This window comes from Hymenobacter terrigena, from assembly GCF_054776515.1.
In genome coordinates, this window is record NZ_BAAHBU010000003.1 from 701,531 (window position 1) to 720,252 (window position 18,722).

13 protein-coding genes are annotated in these 18,722 nt (G+C 61.4%); 7 read left to right on the forward strand and 6 right to left on the reverse strand.

All coding sequences use genetic code 11. The annotated features are described in order from the left end of the window. The first annotated feature begins 54 nt into the window (after positions 1–54). The 3 genes from ACYU7Q_RS16065 to ACYU7Q_RS16075 all read left to right on the forward strand — a co-directional run bounded on the left by ACYU7Q_RS16065 (position 55) and on the right by ACYU7Q_RS16075 (position 2,352). A complete protein-coding gene (locus ACYU7Q_RS16065; RefSeq protein WP_460610456.1) occupies positions 55–807 on the forward strand; it encodes a DUF2400 domain-containing protein in 753 nt (250 codons plus the stop codon). Between the two features lie 13 nt (positions 808–820). Then, positions 821–1,507, forward strand: coding sequence for a hypothetical protein (locus tag ACYU7Q_RS16070; RefSeq protein ID WP_460610457.1), 687 nt, complete (start codon positions 821–823; stop codon positions 1,505–1,507). A 152-nt stretch (positions 1,508–1,659) separates the two neighbouring features. After that, positions 1,660–2,352, forward strand: a complete 693-nt coding sequence (locus ACYU7Q_RS16075; protein WP_460610458.1) for a hypothetical protein — start codon at positions 1,660–1,662, stop codon at positions 2,350–2,352. A 347-nt stretch (positions 2,353–2,699) separates the two neighbouring features. On the opposite strand, the gene ACYU7Q_RS16080 is transcribed toward ACYU7Q_RS16075, so the two are convergent. After that, on the reverse strand, positions 2,700–4,964 hold the full coding sequence (locus tag ACYU7Q_RS16080; RefSeq protein WP_460610459.1) for a pectate lyase family protein: 2,265 nt from the start codon (positions 4,962–4,964) through the stop codon (positions 2,700–2,702). Between the two features lie 323 nt (positions 4,965–5,287). Between ACYU7Q_RS16080 and ACYU7Q_RS16085 the strand changes: the two genes are divergently transcribed. After that, positions 5,288–7,729 carry an endonuclease MutS2 gene (locus ACYU7Q_RS16085; protein ID WP_460610460.1) on the forward strand — a complete coding sequence of 814 codons (2,442 nt, stop codon included), beginning with the start codon at positions 5,288–5,290 and terminating at the stop codon, positions 7,727–7,729. A 4-nt stretch (positions 7,730–7,733) separates the two neighbouring features. Next, the gene (locus ACYU7Q_RS16090; RefSeq protein WP_460610461.1) at positions 7,734–8,276 is read left to right on the forward strand and encodes a hypothetical protein; all 543 of its coding nucleotides are present in this window, start codon (positions 7,734–7,736) and stop codon (positions 8,274–8,276) included. A gap of 103 nt (positions 8,277–8,379) precedes the next feature. On the opposite strand, the gene ACYU7Q_RS16095 is transcribed toward ACYU7Q_RS16090, so the two are convergent. From ACYU7Q_RS16095 to ACYU7Q_RS16115, 5 genes are all read right to left on the reverse strand, one after another. Then, positions 8,380–10,758 (reverse strand): phospholipase D-like domain-containing protein, encoded by a 2,379-nt coding sequence (locus ACYU7Q_RS16095; protein ID WP_460610462.1) that lies wholly within the window; start codon positions 10,756–10,758, stop codon positions 8,380–8,382. A 123-nt stretch (positions 10,759–10,881) separates the two neighbouring features. Continuing rightward, positions 10,882–11,892, reverse strand: coding sequence for a fibronectin type III domain-containing protein (locus ACYU7Q_RS16100; protein WP_460610463.1), 1,011 nt, complete (start codon positions 11,890–11,892; stop codon positions 10,882–10,884). A 116-nt stretch (positions 11,893–12,008) separates the two neighbouring features. After that, positions 12,009–13,049 (reverse strand): UDP-N-acetylmuramate dehydrogenase, encoded by a 1,041-nt coding sequence (murB, locus tag ACYU7Q_RS16105; RefSeq protein ID WP_460610464.1) that lies wholly within the window; start codon positions 13,047–13,049, stop codon positions 12,009–12,011. 57 nt (positions 13,050–13,106) lie between these two features. After that, positions 13,107–13,667: a hypothetical protein gene (locus ACYU7Q_RS16110; protein ID WP_460610465.1), complete on the reverse strand. Its 561-nt coding sequence runs from the start codon at positions 13,665–13,667 to the stop codon at positions 13,107–13,109. Positions 13,668–13,714: 47 nt separating this feature from the next. Further along, the gene (locus ACYU7Q_RS16115; protein WP_460610466.1) at positions 13,715–15,130 is read right to left on the reverse strand and encodes a sugar MFS transporter; all 1,416 of its coding nucleotides are present in this window, start codon (positions 15,128–15,130) and stop codon (positions 13,715–13,717) included. A 111-nt stretch (positions 15,131–15,241) separates the two neighbouring features. On the opposite strand from ACYU7Q_RS16115, the gene ACYU7Q_RS16120 reads away from it, so the two are divergent. After that, positions 15,242–16,420, forward strand: coding sequence for a THUMP domain-containing class I SAM-dependent RNA methyltransferase (locus ACYU7Q_RS16120; protein ID WP_460610467.1), 1,179 nt, complete (start codon positions 15,242–15,244; stop codon positions 16,418–16,420). Positions 16,421–16,477: 57 nt separating this feature from the next. Beyond that, entirely contained in the window at positions 16,478–18,712 is a 2,235-nt protein-coding gene (gene recQ, locus ACYU7Q_RS16125; RefSeq protein ID WP_460610468.1) for a RecQ family ATP-dependent DNA helicase, read from the forward strand. Positions 18,713–18,722: the final 10 nt, after the last annotated feature.

The window sequence follows — 18,722 nt, forward strand, 5'->3', positions numbered from 1 at the left end:
ACGGTACCCGAACAAAACATGCGCGGACTCTCAGAGTCCGCGCTACTTTTTTCTATGAACATCGCCCAGCTCCGTCGCCAGCTTGATGCGCAATACGTGCGTTACAACCGCCCCGAATTCATCAAAAACGACCCCATTCAAATCCCGCACCGCTTCACGCAAAAACAGGATGTGGAAATTGCGGCCCTATTCGCGGCGCTGCTGGCCTGGGGGCAGCGGCTCACCATCATCAACAAGTGCAACGAGCTGATGCGCCGCATGGACGACGCCCCGCACCAGTTCATTACCCAGCACCAGGACGAGGACTTGAAGAAGCTGCTGGGCTTCTGCCACCGCACGTTTTGCGATACCGATTTGCTGTATTTCGTGCATTTTCTGCGGCATTGGTATGGGCAGCACGAGTCGCTGGAAACCGCGTTTCTGGTGGGGCACACGCAGCGCGAGCGGCTGATAAACTTCCATCAGCACTTCTTCAGCCTGCCCGATGCGCCGCAGCGCACCCGCAAGCACGTGGCCACGCCGGCCCGCAAGTCGGCCTGCAAGCGGGTGAACATGTACCTGCGCTGGCTGGTGCGCCGCGACGCGCACGGCGTTGATTTCGGCCTCTGGACCCGCCTTTCGCCCGCCGACCTCATTATGCCTATCGACCTGCACGTGGAGCGTCAGGCCCGCCCCCTGGGCCTGCTCACCCGCAAGCTCGTGGACTGGGAAGCCGCCGAAGAGCTCACCGCTAACCTCCGCAAACTCGACCCCAGCGACCCGGTGAAGTACGATTTCGCCCTGTTTGGGGCGGGGGTGGATAAGTAGTTGGGCGCACGAAATGAAAAGGCAAAAGAATTTTAGTGTCAAACTATACAGTACCGCCAAAGGGGTAATTGGAAGTTTGCTGGCAATAGCCATTGTATTTGCAATAGCCTTTCTGGGTTTTAAGTTTGCCTCAAGCAAAGATGCGGCATTGCTGTGGGCATTAGGAGTATTAGCCGTAGGCGGGTACTTATCCTATCAGGTTCTGAAGCGTTGGGTGCGTCATGAAGTAACAATGGTTGTGCGGCCCGACCAAGTGATAATGGAGCAGGTACGCGACGGTGCGGTAACCATTATTCCTTTTGCGGACCTGGCTGCCTACCGGTATGAATCATTTAGAGGCCGGGAGGTACTCTTTTTTAAGTTGGCGAGCGGCCGCAAAGTCAAACTTGTCGCCCATGATGCATTCGGCGAAACGGGGGACTTTACCGGCTTTGCAAGAGCAGTTGAACAAGCCATTGAAACCTACTCTGAGGAGAATAATGCTGCAACAGCCATCATTCGCCAACCGGGGTTTTTTGAACGGCCGATTTCGACCATAATGCTGGTTGTTACGACCGGCCTATTTGTCTGGTTTATTGTTAAAATTGTACGTAATGATTTGCCATTACACGGCAATATGGTAGCCAGCTTTGGTGCCTATGTAGCGTATTTGGGTGCGTGGTTGGCAGCCACCAAACGGCGCAACCAACACCCGGATTAGGGTTTCCAAGTAGCCGCGCCAGCAGGCAATTCTGATTTCCATTTTCCCTGGCAAACCGATAATTTGGCCCCTTCTTACCTTAAGGCTTTATCTATCGCATGAGCGCCCCGGATTCTGTAGCGGCTAAATCATCTGTGCACCCGCCAACAACCTTGCATAGCCACTTGGTGCAGGTGCGCATGGGCCTGATGCTGGCCGGCATTCTGCTGCCCACGCTGGGCTTGGTGGTGTTCGTCGCAGCCTGCCTTTTCCTCAGCGACGGCGACCACCGCTGGGGCGGGGGGCTGCTGCTGGCCAGTGGGTTGCTGTTTGCCCCGGGCTGGCCCTTGCTGCGCCGCAGCATGCTGCCCATGCTGGTCACCCTCACGCCCAACACCCTGCGCCTGGAGCCGCGCGACCGCAGCATCGCCTACGGCGTGCCGCCCACCGACTACCCGCTGAGTGAAATTGTGGGCTACGGCGAACTGGCCTCGCAGGGCGGCGCCCACATCAAGCTCTACCCCAGCCACGGCCCTATGCTGCAACTGGCCGACCGCCCTAAACGGGGCATTCCCGCCGCCGAAACCAGCCTGCCCGGTCTCGTGGATGCCCTCACCCTCGGCCGCACCTTGCAGGGCCAAATGGCCGCCGCCGGCACGCCCGATGAAACCCTGTACCGCCCCAATTTCTACCAGGGCGGCTTCGGCCGCGCCCTGGCCTGGCTGTGCTACGCCTTGATGGCCCTGGGCGTGGTGTTGCTGCTGGTGCCCGGCGTGGACTGGACGCTGAGCCTGCGCCTGTTCACCTTCACCGCGCTGTATCTGGGCCTGTACCGCCGCAACCAGCGGGCCACACCCGTGACCTAGCTGTTACTGCACACCGTCAGCGCGCGGCCGCCCCTGCGGCCCGGCCACTACCAGCCGCAATGCATCCTCGGCAGTGCGGGTGAGGCGGAGGTAAAAGAGAAGCAGCATTGCCACCGCCAGCCGGCCTGCCAGCCTAGGCCGGCGGCTTGCAACTGTTCGGTGCTGAGTTTAGGGTACTCCATGAGGGCCACCAGCATGCGGGCCATGCGCAGGTGGCTGCGGGCCGCTTTGCCTGTAATGCCCAGGCACGGCCGTTGATTTCATCACTATCTATGCCTCAGCCTCATAGCGCACAAAAAGGGCCCCGGCATTGCTGCCGGGGCCCTTTTTCGATAGGAAAGCGAGACTTATTGCTTGAGCAGCTGGCTGGTGCGCAGGTAGCCGTCTTCGTCGCGCATGCGGATAAGGTACACGCCGGGCTTCACGTCTTTCAGGTCGAAGGACTGGTTGGTGACGCCGGTTTTCACCAGGCTGCCCGTGATGCTGTAGAGCGAGAAGGCCTGCTTGCTCTTCCAGGCCACCGTCACTTCATCGGCCGCCGGGTTGGGGTACACCTTGATGGCCAGGCCATCCAGCGGGTTGCGCGTGGCCAGGGCTGTGTAGGCGGTGCTCATGTAGTAGATGTTGGCGGTCACGCCTTTGGTGATTTGGTGCGCGCCGGCGGTCAGGGGCAGCGTGAGGCGGCCCGATACCACGTTCTGGTTCACGTTGTCGATTTTAACCGCGCCGCTGAAGGCATCGTTGAACACCAGCGTGAGGGTAGCCGGGGCGGTGGTGGTGAAGGCCACGTTCGTGGACGACTCCAGCTTGAGGCACTGCGTCAGGTTCAGGCCGTTGTACACCACCGTGCCTTGTGAAGTGGAAAGGTTGCCCGTGATGGTGTAGAAGGTGCTGGTGGTGCCGGATACCGTGAAGTTGTGCACCATAGCCGAGGCGTTGCTGCCGCCGCCACCCGTGCCGCCACCGCCCGTGGTGGGGGGGACAATGCCCTGCACCGAAACCAGGCCGGTGGTGTAGCCCGTCAGCGCCGCCTTCAGCGGGACGTTAACGGCATAGGAAACATCGTCCACCGCGTTGTTGAAGGTCCACTGGAAGTCGCCGCCCTTCACGCGCCCGGCATACAGCACGGCGTTGTCGCGGGCCGTGGCCGGGGCGTCCGGCGTGTAGGCGTACATCACGGCGGCGTTGGTGTCGAAGTTGTTGTAGGTGTTGCGGCCGTACGCCGAAACCACCGTGCTGGGCACGGTTTGGGTCCGGGTGGTCACCACGTAGGCATCAAAGTCCACCGTCGAATTGGGGTAGCCGGTGGCGCCGTAGGGCACGAAGCGCGTCTGCCCCGTCATGGTGTTGTTGAAGGCCTTGATGGTGCCGCCGTCTTCGTTCGAGAAGATGGGCTGGGTGGTGTAGTTGTTGGCCTGCGTCGCGGGGTTGAACACGTCCGTGCCCTGCATCGAAGTCAGCATGGGGTACTTGCAGTTACGGAAAAAGTTGTTTTCCATGAACACCGAGGAGCCCTCCGTGGAGCCTGCCCCGTACTTGGCGTTGCCGTCGTAGTAGTTGTTGTACACGTGGGCCGAGTAGAAACGCACCCGGGGGTGGCGCGAGTCGGAGTGGTCGTACCAGTTGTGGTGGTAAGTGATGTAGAGGCCCTGCGTGGTGTTTTCGCTCAGGCCAAGCAGGTTGCACTTGCCCGAATCCCAAAAGTGGTTGTAGGAGAAGGTGATGTAGGTCGACTTTTTGCAGTCCAGGGCGCCGTCGCCCTTCACCTGGTCGGGGTCGGAGCCGGCATCGCCGTAGAAGTAGTCGCAGTTGTGCACCCAAACGTGGTCGTTGTCCTGTTGCAGGCCAATGTTGTCGCCTTCGTCGCTGTTGCAGTTCATCAAGCCAATGTTGCGGACTTCGATGTTGGACGCGCCTTTGATGCGAATGCCAAAGCCATCGGCCACGGCATCGTTGCCCACGCCTTCCAGGGTGATGGCGCCGGTGGCCAGGTTGTTGTTTTCGATGACGATGTCGCCGGCCAGCATGTAGGTCAGGTCAGTGATTTGGCCAATGAAGCGCACCACCAGCGGCCGGGAATCGCGGCCCTTCTTAAAGCCGTCGAGGATGGTTTGCAGGCCCACGCAGGGGTTGGTGGTGGCCCCGGTCACGTTCAGCGAAATGGTGTTCTTGGTGCTTTGGGTGATGTAAATGATGACGGCGTTGGCTTTCAGGGTGCCGTCGAGGTTGTAGGCGCCCGGTACGCGGGCACCGCTGAAGGCAAAGCCGGTGCGGTCCTGGGCCAGCACCGTGAGGGAGCCGGTGGTGGTAGCGGCGCCCTCGACGCCCCCAATCACGGGAGCCACTTTGAGCGTGTAGGTGCCGGGCGTGAGGCCCATGGCATCGGCCCGGTAAAAGGTGCCGTAGTTGCGGATGAGCTGGTCGTCGAGCTTCTGGTTGACCAGGCCGCCGCCGGTGTAGTACACGTTATAGCTTTGCGCATTGGTCACCGGCTGCCACCGCACGTAGGCCGATTCCAGCCAGCCGGACGATTCTACGACGGTTGGCGCCTGGGCCCGCAGCGCCAGCGGCGACAGCAGCAGCAGTAAGAGTAAGGAGAATAAGTGCTTCATAGTCTGAAACGTTTTGGGTGGGTAATGGCAGCTGCCATTGGTGAGAGATTTCAACAAACCTACCCGCTAAGCTTCAGCAAATGAGTATATAGTAAAGTGTAAGCCCGAGTATAATTGCGCAAACGTTCCCGGCATCGTTGCCGAACGCCATGAATTGGCGAACCGGGGAGTGCACTTACGCATTAATCAGGCGCTTGGGGAGGCGCTGCCCGGCCCGGCACCGCGCCGCCCTGCCAATACAATACCTTGCCGCCCGCGAATCTTCCCGGCCCCGGCGCTGTTTACCTTCGTACCCAATTACAACTACCGCTAAGCTCAATTACTTGCTGTTACCCCAACACTTCGAACAAAAAATCGGCTTCACCACCCTGCGCGAGCAGCTTGAGGCCAATTGCCTTTCCGCCCTGGGCCGGCAATACGTGGCCCGCATGGAGTTCCAATCCAAGCACGAGCCCCTGCTGAAACTGCTGCAACAGGCCGACGAATTCACTTACCTGCTGCGCTCCGGGGCTGATTTTCCGGCCTCACACTACCACGATGCCCAGGCCCACCTCAAGCGCGCCGCCCTGCCGGGGGCGTATCTGGACGTAGCTGCCTTCTTCGAGGTGAAGATGAGCCTGCGCACTATCCGGCAGGCCCTGAGCTTCTTCTCGGATGCCGACCCCGGCCTGTATCCCTCGCTGCGGCTGCTGGGCATCGGGATTCAGGTCGACCGCAATTTGCTGGCCGCCCTGGACAAAGTGGTGGACGACGAAGGCGGCGTGCGCGACGATGCGAGCCCGCTGCTGCGCCAGATTCGGCAGGAGCTCATTGCCCGCCAGGGCCAGCTGCGCAAGCAGATTGCCGGCATCCTGCGCCATGCCAAAAACGAGGGCTGGATTCCATCAGATTCCGAGCCCACCATACGCGGCGGTCGCTTGGTGCTGCCCGTCATTGCCGAGCACAAGCGCAAGGTGAAGGGCCTGATTCACGACGAATCGGCCTCGGGCCAGACGGTGTACATCGAGCCGGAAGCCGTTTTTGAGCTCAACAACGACATCAAGGACCTGGATAATGCCTACCACCGCGAGCTGATTCGCATCCTCACGGCCCTGACGGACCAGCTTCGGCCCCACATCCCGGACCTGCGCAAAGCCTATTCCTACCTCGGGCTAATTGACTTTATCCGGGCCAAAGCCCGGCTGGCCGTCACGCTCGATTGCCGCCTGCCCGTGCTGCACAACAAGCCCCTGCTGAAGTGGGTGAAAGTGCGCCACCCGCTGCTGCAATTGGCCTTCGCCCAGCACAAGCGCGACAACGGCGACCCCCGCGAAGTGGTGCCCTTGGACCTGGAGCTGAACCACGAGCAGCGCATCCTCGTCATTTCCGGCCCCAACGCCGGCGGTAAATCCGTGAGCCTGAAAACCGTGGGCCTCGTGCAGTTTATGCTGCAAATGGGCCTGCTCATTCCCTGCGCCGACAACTCCGAAGCCGGCGTGTTCGAGGACATTTTCCTGGACATCGGCGACGAGCAGAGCCTGGAAAACGACCTGTCGACTTACTCCTCGCACTTGCTGGCCATGAAGCAGTTCATGCTGCTGGCCGGCAAGAAAAGCCTGGTGCTGATTGACGAATTCGGCACCGGCACCGAGCCCAGCCTGGGCGGCGCCATCGCCGAGGCCGTGCTCGACCAGCTGAACCGCAGCCGCGTGTTCGGCGTCATCACCACGCACTACACCAACCTCAAGAACTTCGCCGAGCGCACCCCGCACCTCGTCAACGGGGCCATGCGCTACGACCCCGAGAAGCTGCAGCCGCTCTATCGGCTGGAAGTGGGCAAGCCGGGCTCGTCGTTTGCCATCGAAATTGCCCGTAAAATCGGCCTGCCGAAAGAGGTGGTGGAGCGCGCCACGCAGCTGGTGGGCAAAGACAAAATTCGCTACGACCGCCTGCTCGAAGGCCTTGAAAAGGAGAAAACCGAGCTTGAAACCCGCACCGCCGAAGCCGCCAAGGCCGAAAAGCGCCTCAAGCGCGCCGCCCAGGAATACCAGGACCTCAAGCAGCACATCGAGGATACCAAAATTGAAACCCTGCGCACGGCCAAGCAGCAGGCCAAAGCGTTGTTGGTGAATACCAACCAGCAAATCGAAGCCACCATCGGCGAAATCCGGCGCGGCAATGCCGACAAGGAGGTCAACAAAGCCGCCCGCGAGAAACTCGAAACCTTCGTCAAAAAAGAGCTGCAAATCGAGCCTCCCAAGCCCAAAGCCAGCCGCGAGCGCGCCGAAGCCGGCCACCTCAAGCCCGGCGATAAAGTGGCCCTGTTCGGTCAGGAAGGCCACGGCGAGGTGGTGAGCGTGAAGGGCCAGACGGCCGAAGTCATGTTCGGCGGCCTGAAAACCTTGACCAAGCTCAGCCAGCTCGAAAAGCTGGGCCGGGCCGAAATCCGCGAGCGGGAGCAGGCTGCCAAAGCCCAAAAGTCGAAGCTGAGCGGCGGTGGTTCCGGCGGCAACGGTGTGAACATCACCGACCGCATGGCCGGCTTTAGCCCTACGCTCGACCTGCGCGGCGAGCGCGCTGAAGACGCCCTCACCAAAACAATGAGCTTTGTGGACGACGCCGTGATGCTGGGTATGCCCGAAATCAAGTTCCTCCACGGCCGTGGCAACGGCGTGCTCCGGCAAGTGGTGCGCGACTACCTGCGCTCGCAGCGCGCCGTAGCCAGCGTGGCCGACGAACACGCCGACCGCGGCGGTGACGGCGTAACCATTGCGGTGCTGAAGTAATTAAATGAGACGATTGCAAGGCATTAACATCAGCAGCAGTTTAAAAGCGAATAAGCTCGTTTTTGATGTGCCGTGGACGGATGTTCTGGATAGTATTGCCTTCTATTTATTCTTCAGTAGTCCCATTGTTTTCATTGGTATTCTTGTCAACAATACTGATTTCAACAATTCAAACGATGCCTTTCTAGTAGCCATCATTCTGCCTTTAATAGCGTTGCTATGTGGATACGTGATGTATCGAAAAGCTACGGAAAGGAAATTAACCAAAATTACTTCCCGTTTTGATGAGGCAGAAAATCATCAGTTACTGCTGGAATATGCTGCTTCTCATAGTTTGGAAGTATATTCAAACGCATCTTGTCTTTTGATATGCAACGAGCCACTAGGCGGCTGGAATGATAATTATAAGAGGTCATACATTTTCATTTTGAGCAGTCACAATGTTTATGTATCTGCTCTAAAAGACACCGCCAAATTAAATTTGCCAGTTATAATTTCTTATATCTTCTTGAAGCGCGACCTGAGAAAATTATTGGGAGTCTCTTAGATAAAATCGCGAGAAAATATAGACTGATATAATGCAGGCTTTAACAACAAAAAAGGCGGCTCCCGATTCGGGAGCCGCCTTTTTTGCGTCAGTTTCGCTCAGCTTATTCCAATACTACGCGGCTCGTCTGCACGGCCTCGGGAGTGGTTACCTGCACCATGTACAGGCCCGATTTCAGCGCCGTAGCGTCGATGTTCAGGTCGGTGCCGGTGAGGGGCTGGGTCTGGGTGAGCACCACGCGGCCGGTCACGTCGCGCAGCACGATGGTGGCGGTGCGGGCTGCCGTGCTGGCCAGATGCAGCTGGAAGCTGCCGCGGGCGGGGTTGGGGTACACTTGCAGGGTGCTGGCCTGGATGCTGCCGGCTTTGGTAGCGAGCACAAGGCGGCAGACGGTTACGCCGGCTACGTTTTGCTCAGCAATGCGGGCGGCGTACTCTTGGTAGTAGCGGTTGGTGATGCGGGCATCGTGCACCACAAGGGTGTTTTCGTCGTTTTCGGTATCAGCCGAAAGCGTCCAGTTGTGCGAGCCGACGAATACCGTGGGGTCTGACTGGCTGGCGCCGGCGTCCACAATCAGGGTTTTGTGGTGCATGATGCCGAAGCCAGCGTTCGAGCGCTTGATGAGCAGGCGGTTGCCCAGCCCGGCCTGCATGAGGCGGAAGGAGAAGCCGGCCGTGCCGCTGGTGTCGTTCACGAGGCCGTCGGAGCAGGTGCCGATGCCGCGCTGCGTCACCTGAGCGGCAATGGCGCGGGCTAGGTCGGCGCGGGTAATGAGCATGGACTCGAAGTGCAGGTCGTTGTCGGCCGAGGCAATAGCCTGGAGCAGGCGGCCGTTCACGTTGTCGGTGGGCGAGAAGTACGACTCCACCGACTTGCCGCCGATGTTCAGGAAGTGCGGGGTGTTGTCGGTTTTGCGCGAGCCGAAGGTGCTGGTGCCGGGCGTGGCCGTGTTAGAGCCCCACATTTCTTCAAATTCGATGGTGTAGACGCGGGCCAGCGACTGGTCCTGAATGGCGATGACGTTGTTGCGGTCGGTGGTGAGCTGGGCGCCGGTCCAGTTCATCGAGCCCGTCCACACCCACGGCACGTTGGGGTTGGTGCTGTTAGCATCCACAATCACAAACTTGTTGTGCATGATGCTGCTGGTGGTGCTGCCGGCCGTGTTGGGCCGCGCAATGCGCCGAATGCCAGCGTTCAGGCTGTTGATGCTCACGTTGGCGTTGTCGTCTTCGTAAATCACGCGCACCTGCACGCCGCGGGCGTAGGCGGCGTTCACCGCGTTCAGAATGGTGGCGTTGTTCCAGTTATAGATGGCAATGTCCAGCGTCTGGCGGGCGCGGTTGATGTAGCGCACCAGCGTATCGGGGGCGGCGCCGTTGAGCATGGTCACGGCCGTGTTGCCGGGCAGGGCCAGTGAAGCATCGACCGTGTTATTAAAGAAATTCTTGATAACCCCCGTCGACAGTGAAGCCGTCACCATGGGCACCACGCGCGACTCCGAGCGGCCCACGCTGTTCACCGAAACGGCCTGGATGTAGTAGATGGTAGCCGGCGACAAGCCGGTGAGCACCTGGCTGTGGGCCGTGGTGAGGGCCGTGTTGCCGGCCACCGTAGTGAAGGTGCCGGTGGGCGACGTAGCCCAGGCCAGCTGGGTGTTGCCCGCGTTCTGCGTGGTGTAGCTGATGTTCAGGCTGGTAGTAGTGATGTTCGTGGGGAACGGCGTATTGGTCAGATTCGGCGTGAGGCCCTGGATGAAGTCGCTGTACTTGCGGTTGAGCAGCTGGTAGCCGCCCGTGGTGGAGGTAGCCGAAGGGGAAAACTGGCTGACAATGCCCACGGCATCGAATGTGCCCGACGGGCTGGGCTTGCCAGACAGGCCATCGGCGCCGGTCGAGTTGGCGGGCACATAGGTGAGGTACGTGCAGTTGCCGTTGAGGCGGTAGGACGCACCAGTTGAAAATGCCGTAACCGGCACGCCAGCCTGGGCGCAAGTCGTCGGGTTGCTGGTCATCGACGTTAGGCCGTTGATGCGCACCAGCTGGCCTTCGTACTGCTCGGCAAAAGCGGCCGCCGCATTGGCTGCCGTAAACACCACGGGGGCCGGCAGCGGCCGGTTGCCGGCCAGCACGGTCAGCGAGGTGATAGGGTCAACTTCGAGCAGGCCGCGATACATTTTCAGCCCCCCCGTTACCTCAATGCTGTCGCCGGGAACCAGCGGGGTCAGCAGGGCTGCCGTAGCGCCGCCGGTGCTATACACCCCAATGCCGGCAGTACCGTCCTGGATGTAGCGAATGTAGCTGACCGAGGAGCCCAACTCGGCGCCGTTCGTCACGATGCCGCGCACCGTGACTGTGGGGCCGGCGGTGCCGTTGGTGGTAGGGGCCAGGGCCCGTGCGGCCGCAATGGTAATCGCAGTTTGGGCCGAGACGGTGTGCCAGGAAGTGGCAGCCGCCAGCAGCGCCAGCAGAGTAAATTTCTTCATAAAGAAAACAGGGTTACGAAACGGTTAACTTTTAAAATTTAGGTGGGAGACGGAAATACAAAGATGCTGAATTTCAGCGAAACGAACCGCCCCCGGCCCGCAATAGTGCCGAGTCACAAAAACTTAATTCTTGCCCCCTGCCCGCGCCCGCCGGCCGGCCGCCGTGATGAACGGCACGGGCGTGGCCGTTTCGGTGCCCGCCGCGTTGCGCGAGCTCACTTCCACGTAGTAGGTGGTGCCCGGAATTAGGTCGTTCAGCGTGAGGCTGTGGTGGGTAGTCATCGCCTCGTCGACGCGACTTCCCTTGAGCTGCTTGGCGTCGAGGCCGTAGCGCACGCGGGTGTCGCCAGGGTTCAGGGTCGAGAACACAACGGTGAAGCCGGTGGAACTCACGTTCACGGGCACGGGCTCTTCGGTGAGGCGGGGCAGGCCGCTGCCGCGCACGAAATCGGTGGCCAGGCGGGGCAGCAGCTGGTAGCCGCCGGTGCCGCCCGGCGAGTACTGGCTCATGATGCCGCGCACGTCGAACGGCTCGCCCGTGGGCGCGGTGGCCCCAACGAGGCCCTCGGGGCCGGTGCTGGTGGAGCCCACGCGCAGCAGCGCGCCGGCCGTGCCGTCGAGCAGGTAGTTGGCGTTGGCGGCCAGGGCCTCGGTGGGCGTGCCAGTGGGCGTGAGCAGGCGCGTCACGCCTTTGATTTCGATGAGGCGGCTTTCGTTGGCCTCAACAAAGGCCGTGGTGACCTGGGCCACGGGCACGCGCAGCGAGTGCAGCCGCTGGCCACCGGCCAGCTTATGAAACGAGGCGATGGGGTCCATTTCCAGCAGCCCGTTATAGGCCTTGAGCTGGCCCGTGACCTGGACGCTGTCGCCGGCCTGCAGCTCGCCGTAGCCGGGCAGCTTGGCGGCCTGGGCGTAGAGGGCGAGGCCGGCCTCGCCGTCCTGCACGTAGCGCACATTGCCCATCTCGGCCCCGTTCAGCACCACGGCGCGCACCGTGACGGTATTGCCGGGGCCCAGCGCCCGGGCTGCTTTCAGGGTGAGAACCGGAGGTGTGGGCGGCGTGGGAAGGGGAGCCGGAGCCGCTAGAATCGGACCGGAAAGCACCCCGGCGAAGAGGAATAAAGCGAGTTTCATAAATTGAAGAATTAGCAGACCGGCAATGAAATGGCTGATGCAAATGATGGGACAAATTACGCATCATTCGGCATTCTCAGCAATATAAACACATTGTGGGTCAGTGTGCTATTTAATCACAAAATGTTAACTTCCGGGTGTAGCTCGATGCCGAACTGCTGGCGTACGGACGAGATTATCTCTTCGGCCAGCTGGCGAACTTCGCTGCCGGTGGCCCCGCCGTGGTTCACGAGCACGAGGGCCTGGCGGGCGTGCACGCCGTGGGTGCCCGCGCCGGGGCCGCGCCGCAACCCCTTCCAGCCGGCCCGCTCGATAAGCCAGCCGGCGGGCACCTTCACGCCGCCGGGCACGGGGTAGCCGGGCAGCTCGGGGTACTCGCTTTTGAGGTGGTCGAACCTGGCCTGCGAGATTTCGGGGTTTTTGAAGAAAGAGCCGGCGTTGCCGATTTCGGCCGGGTCGGGCAGCTTGCTGCGGCGGATGTGCACCACGGCGCGGCTCACGTCGTGCGGCGTGGGCTCGCCTTCGATGCCCAGTTCGGCCAGGGTTTCCGCAATGGCGCCGTAGCGCACGTTGGGACGGGCCTGGCGGTGCAGGCGCAGCACCACGGCCGTGACCACAAACTGATTTTTGAGCACGTTTTTAAACACGCTTTCGCGGTAGCCGAAGCCGCACTCGCCGGCCATGAACACGCGCCCTGCTCCCGTACTGATTTCAACGGCTTCGAGGTGGTCGAAGGTGTCGCGCAGCTCGGCCCCGTAGGCTCCGATGTTCTGGAGCGGGGCTGCGCCCACCGTGCCGGGGATGAGGGAGAGGTTTTCGATGCCGCTTAGCTGCTGGTCGAGGCTGTACTCAACCAGGCCGTGCCAGCTTTCGCCGGCCCCGGCGCGGATGAGAGCCGTCTGGCTGTCGGCGTCTTCGCTAATAATTTCCAGGCCGCGAATCTCGTTTTTGAGCACCACGCCGGAGAAGTCCTGGGTGAAGAGCAGGTTGGAGCCGCCACCGAGAATGAGCTTGTCGGCGGTCTGTACTTCGGGCATTTTCAGCAGCTGGCGCAGCTCATCGGCCGAGGCGAAACGGGCGAAGTAACGGGCCTGGACATCGAGGCCAAAAGTGTTGTAGGGGCGGAGGGAGACGTTTTCTTCGAGCGTAGGCATCATGGCCGCAAAGGTAGCGGCCACGCCGCAGCGCGGACGGCAAGCCCGCGCCGCGCTGCCTTACTTTGGGTCGGCCTTCACGTTGAAGCGCGAGTCGGCGCGCACGGTGGTGGTATTGCGCAGGCCCAGCTGGGTGAACTCGACGGTGGTGAACAGCGTGTAGCTGCCATTGCGCAGGTACGTGTCGAGCTTCTGGCCGGAGGGCGTGAGCTCGATGGTGGTCTGGCCGGTGGGCACTGGGTTCAGCGAAGCCAGCGGTACTTTGTTGGTGCCCGCCGCATCGGAAGCAATGGAAATACTGACGCTCTTCACGAAGTCGAAATTCTGACCGGCCGGGTCGGTCACGGTCAGCGCCAAGCGGTCGAGGGTCACGTCCTTGACATAGTCGGCCGCCGTGTTGTTGTTCTGGTAAGTGCTATTGGCGGTGGAATTAACCGTGACGCCCGGCAGCGTGAGAACCGGGTTGGGCAGCGGCCCTGGCGCGGGGCCCGTAGCTGGCAGCTGAAACGTGGTGGAATCGTTGATTTGGAAGGTGAGCAGGTCCAGAATTTTCTTGCAGCTGACGGTGCCCAGCAGCAGAATTAACAGAAAAAGCGCGGACGAGAGCAGGGATTTTTTCATGAAAGCAGGGTGCTGCCCAGATGGTGAAGTAAGCAGCAGTTGGGCCTTTAACGGACGCGGTAGCCACTTAGTGCATAAAACAGCAGGTACAGGTAGCACAGCGCGGGCACCACAAACGCCACCCGCAGCCCGCCGCCGTGCGTGGCGATGAAGCCCATGAGTGGCGGAATAAGCGCTCCGCCCACAATGGCCATAATCAAATAAGAGGAGCCCTGCTTGGTGAACGGCCCCAGGCCGGTGATGGCCAGCGGGAAAATGACGGGCCACATAATGGAGTTCATCAGCCCGCAGAGCACGATGAGCCAGAGCGCCGTTTCGCCGGTGCTCAGGATGCTCGCGCCCACCAGCGCCGTGCCAGCTGCGCACACTGCCACCAGCAGCACGCGGTTGTGGAATTTGAGCAGCAGCGGGATGCCCACCACGCGCCCAACAAGCGAGCCAAACCAGTACGACGATACCAGCACCGCGCCTACTGCCTTGGTGAAGCCGGCCGCGGTATCAATCGGGGCCGGCTGCTGCCCAAACAGAACGCCCACGTAGTTGGTGGCTACGTTGAGGCCGCGCACGAGGCTTTGGGTGAAGCTGGAAAGCTGGTGAATCCCCTGCGACTCGCCGTAGCGAATCAGAAACGAGCCGAGACCGACTTCTACCCCGACGTACACGAAAATGGCCACTACGCCCAGCACGAGGTGCGGGAACGACAGCGCCGAGGTGCGGCCCGCCGCCATTGGGCGGGCTTCTTCGGCCGCTTCTTCGGGAATTCCTTCGATATCGGGCAGCTTCACCAAGAAAAAAAACAGCGCCGCCAGCAACACCAGAAACACCGCGAGCCCGATGTAAGGCCCTTTTACAAGCTGTGATTCTTCAGCCAGCCGTTCCGTAAGCGGCAGCGCCGCCAGCCGGGCCTTTAATGCCACTGAGCCGCCGAATAGCACCAGCCCGCCCACCAGCGGCGAGAGGCTGCCACCGAAATTATTGGCCACACCCACCACGCTCACCCGCGCCGCCGCGCCGCGCGCCGGCCCCAGGATGCTCACGTAAGGGTTGGCCGCCACTTGCAGCAGTGTGATGCCTGCGCCCAGCGTGGCCAGCGCCGTGAGAAACAGCGCGAAGGCCCGCGAGTCGGCGGCCGGGATGAAGAGCAGCGCGCCACCCGCCATCACCAGCAACCCCACCACAATGCCGCGCTGGTAGCCCAGCTTGCGCAGCACCCAGCCGGCCGGCAGCGACATCAGAAAGTAGGCCCCAAAAAAGGCCGACTGCACGGCCGAGGACTGCAAATCGGTAAGCTGGCACACGTCCTTGAGGTAGGGCATGAGCACGTCGTTGAAGTTGGTGACGGCGCCGAACAGGAAGAACAGCGTGGTCATCAGCACCATGGGGCCGGCGTAGGAGCGAGCGGGCGTTGCGGCGGTGATGGGAGCGGAGGAAGAAGGAGCAAGGGCCATAGAAGCGTAGCGCATGCTTCAGCGTGCGCCCAGTGGGAATGTGACGGGTTTGGTAGCGCAAGCTAAAGCATGCGCTACACTTTCTGCCGACCTTTGCACCTGCGGGCCACAGCCCGCTTCCCGTTTATGCACCTCACCGCCACCACCCAGTTCGGCCTGGAAGAACTGCTCGCCGACGAGCTCTACGCCCTCGGGGCCGACATCACCCACGTGGGCTCCCGCGCCGTCGAGTTCATCGGCGACCACCGCCTGCTCTACGAAGTAGCCCTCTGGAGCCGCCTGTCCATGCGCCTGCTGCGGCCCTTTGCCGCGTTTTATGCCGCCGATGAAAAGGCCCTCTACCGCGAAGTAAGCCGCATCGACTGGCAGGATTTCATCGGCCCCGGCCAGACGTTCGCCATCACGCCCGTGGTCAACCGCTCCACGTTCGAGCACTCGCTCTTCGTGGCCCAGCTCACCAAGGATGCCATCGTGGACCAGTTCCGGAACCGCACCGGCGAGCGGCCCAGCATCGACACCCGCAACCCCGACATCCGCCTGCACCTGCGCATGACGGAAAACGAAGTCATCCTCAGCCTCGACGCAGCCGGCGACTCGCTGCACCGCCGCGGCTACCGCCAGCACACCAACGAAGCCCCGCTAAACGAAGTGCTGGCCGCCGGGCTGGTCCTGCTCTCGGGTTGGGACGGCAAAAAGCCCCTCATCGACCCCATGTGCGGCTCGGCCACCATCCTCACCGAGGCCGGCCTCATCAGCCAGCGCATCGCGCCCGGCCTGTTTCACCAGGGCAAGTTCGGCTTCGAAAACTGGTACGACTTCGACCCCGAGCTCTGGAGCCAGGTGCGCGAAGAAGCCAAAGCCCAGCGCCTCGAAGAGCCGCAAGCCTACCTCGCCGGCTCCGACCTCGACCCCAAAACCATCGACATGGCCGCCGCTAACATTACCGCCGCCGGCCTCGAAGACTGCATTCGCCTCTCGGTGCGCGACGTGAAAGACGCCGCCGCGCCCGCCAAAGAAGAGCCCGGCATCGTGCTGACGAACCCGCCCTACGGCGAGCGGATAGGAGAGGAGGCCCAGATGGCGGCTTTGTATAAAACCATTGGCGACACGCTGAAAGCGAATTTTCAGGGCTACAATGCCTTTGTATTTACCGGAAATCTGGAAGCAGCCAAGAGCATTGGGCTGAAGCCAGCGCGGCGGATTCCGTTGTTTAACGGGCCGATAGACTGCCGGCTGCTGAAGTACGAACTGTACCGGGGAAGCCGCCGGGAACCGAAACCGAACGACGGGTTCGCCAAAAACTAATCTGCTTGGAACTTCCCGCCCCGGCCCGTTATTTTAACTGATTACTACTAACGCATCATGTCTAATACCCTAACTACCGCCTCTCCCGACCTGCTGCCCGCCGCCCGCCAGGCCCTGAAACGGTACTACGGCTACGACAATTTCCGCCCCATGCAGGGCGACATCATCCAGCACATTCTCGGCGGCAAAGACACCGTGGTGCTTATGCCCACCGGCGGCGGCAAGTCGGTCTGCTTCCAGATTCCCGCCGTGGTTTCGGAGGGCACCTGCGTCGTGGTGTCGCCCCTCATCGCCTTGATGAAGGACCAGGTGGAAGCTCTGAAAGCCAACGGCATCGCGGCGGCCTACATCAACAGCAGCGTGGGCCAGTCCGAGGCCAACGACATTGCCCGCGCCGCCACCGGCGGGTATCTCAAGCTGCTCTACGTGTCGCCCGAAAAGCTTCTGAGTGACGGCTTTTTGCAATTTCTGACGCGGGTCAATATCAGCCTCTTCGCCATCGATGAGGCGCACTGTATTTCGAGCTGGGGCCATGATTTCCGGCCCGAATACACCCAGTTGGGCCAGCTGCGGAATCACTTCCCCAGCACGCCCATCATCGCCCTCACGGCCACAGCCGACCGCCTGACGAAGCGCGACATTATCACCCAGCTCAACCTCAGCGAGCCCAAGGTGTTCCTGTCCAGCTTCGACCGGCCCAACATCAACCTGATTGTGCGCGGCGGCCAGGACCGTATCAATTCGATTATCGACTACATTGGCCGCCACCCGCAGGACCCGGGTATCATCTACTGCCTTTCGCGCAAAACCTGTGAAACCATTTCGCAGAAGCTCATTGCCAAGGGCATCAAAGCCTCGCACTACCACGCGGGCATGACGCCCGTGCAGCGCGGCAAAGCGCAGGAGGCTTTTTTGCAGGATGATATTCAGGTGATTGTGGCCACCATTGCCTTCGGCATGGGCATCGACAAGAGCAACGTGCGCTGGGTGATGCACTACAATCTGCCGAAAAACATCGAGGGCTACTACCAGGAAATCGGCCGCGCCGGGCGCGATGGCGCCCCCAGCACCGCCATCCTGTTCTACAGTTTCGCCGACGTGATGCAGATGCGCGAGATGGTGACCAAGGACGTGCCCGCGCGCCAGGCCCAGCTCAACACCGCCAAGCTGGAGCGCATGCAGCAGTTTGCCGAAGCCGCCAGCTGCCGCCGCAAAATTCTGCTCAACTACTTCTCCGAAACGCTCCGGGAGGACTGCGGCAACTGCGACATCTGCCGCAACCCGCCCACTACGTTCGACGGGACTTTGATTGCCCAGAAAGCCCTGTCAGCGGTGTTTCGCAGTCGGGAGAAAGTGGCTATCAACCTGCTGATTGACATTCTGCGCGGCATGCGCAACCAAGCCGTGCTGCAAGGCGGCTACGACCAGATTAAAACCTACGGCGCGGGCAATGACCTGCCCTACCTCGACTGGTACAGCTACATTCACCAGATGCTGAATGACGGCCTGTTCTACATCGCCTACGAGGAAGGCTACGCCCTGAAAATCACCGAGCGTGGCCACGAAGTCCTGAAAGGCCAGCTCACGCTGCCGCTCAAGAAGTTCCAGCCCAGCGAGAAGGCCGAAAAGCCCACGCGCGCCGGCAAAAAAGCGGCCGTCACCGCCACCATCGGCACCCCCGAAGCCCAGCTGTTCGACAAGCTGCGCAAGCTCCGCAAGCAGATTGCCGACGAGCAGGGCGTGCCGCCCTACGTGGTGTTTTCCGACGCGACGCTCCAGGAAATGGCGGCCGAGCGCCCCGTGAGCCGCGTGGGCATGCTGGGCATTTCGGGCGTGGGCATGAAGAAGTTCGAAACCTACGGCGAGGCCTTCATTCGCCTTATCCTGGAGCACGGCGGCGGCCAGTACGTGCCGTCCGACTCGGACAGCATGTTCAACGAGCCGCGTCCGCGCCTGGCCGCGGCCGATAAAGGCGACAAGCCCGTGAGCGACTCGGAGGATGCCACTATCCAGTTCCACCAGATGGGCCTCACGCCGGAGGACATTTCCGAACGCCGCGGCCTGGCCCTGAGTACCGTGAAAACGCACCTCTACAACGCCTACGCCAAGGGCCGCGAGCTGCGCATCCACGACTTTTGCTCCGATATCGAGCTGGCCGAAATCTTCACCGCCCGCGCTCAACTGGGCGGCGAGCCCACCCTCCGCGACCTGTTCGACCACCTGCGCGAGAAGTACGACTACTTCCAGCTGCGCATGGCCGCGCTCTACCACAAGCGGTTGCGCGGGCAGTAAGTCAACACCA

What these genes read in the sequence shown, in the direction of transcription:
- ACYU7Q_RS16065 (WP_460610456.1), top strand. Translation starts at nt 55, where the DNA reads ATGAACATCGCCCAGCTCCGTCGCCAGCTTGATGCGCAATACGTGCGT.
- ACYU7Q_RS16070 (WP_460610457.1), top strand. Translation starts at nt 821, where the DNA reads ATGAAAAGGCAAAAGAATTTTAGTGTCAAACTATACAGTACCGCCAAA.
- ACYU7Q_RS16080 (WP_460610459.1), bottom strand. Translation starts at nt 4,964, where the DNA reads ATGAAGCACTTATTCTCCTTACTCTTACTGCTGCTGCTGTCGCCGCTG.
- ACYU7Q_RS16090 (WP_460610461.1), top strand. Translation starts at nt 7,734, where the DNA reads ATGAGACGATTGCAAGGCATTAACATCAGCAGCAGTTTAAAAGCGAAT.
- ACYU7Q_RS16095 (WP_460610462.1), bottom strand. Translation starts at nt 10,758, where the DNA reads ATGAAGAAATTTACTCTGCTGGCGCTGCTGGCGGCTGCCACTTCCTGG.
- ACYU7Q_RS16100 (WP_460610463.1), bottom strand. Translation starts at nt 11,892, where the DNA reads ATGAAACTCGCTTTATTCCTCTTCGCCGGGGTGCTTTCCGGTCCGATT.
- murB (WP_460610464.1), bottom strand. Translation starts at nt 13,049, where the DNA reads ATGATGCCTACGCTCGAAGAAAACGTCTCCCTCCGCCCCTACAACACT.
- ACYU7Q_RS16110 (WP_460610465.1), bottom strand. Translation starts at nt 13,667, where the DNA reads ATGAAAAAATCCCTGCTCTCGTCCGCGCTTTTTCTGTTAATTCTGCTG.
- ACYU7Q_RS16115 (WP_460610466.1), bottom strand. Translation starts at nt 15,130, where the DNA reads ATGCGCTACGCTTCTATGGCCCTTGCTCCTTCTTCCTCCGCTCCCATC.
- ACYU7Q_RS16120 (WP_460610467.1), top strand. Translation starts at nt 15,242, where the DNA reads ATGCACCTCACCGCCACCACCCAGTTCGGCCTGGAAGAACTGCTCGCC.
- recQ (WP_460610468.1), top strand. Translation starts at nt 16,478, where the DNA reads ATGTCTAATACCCTAACTACCGCCTCTCCCGACCTGCTGCCCGCCGCC.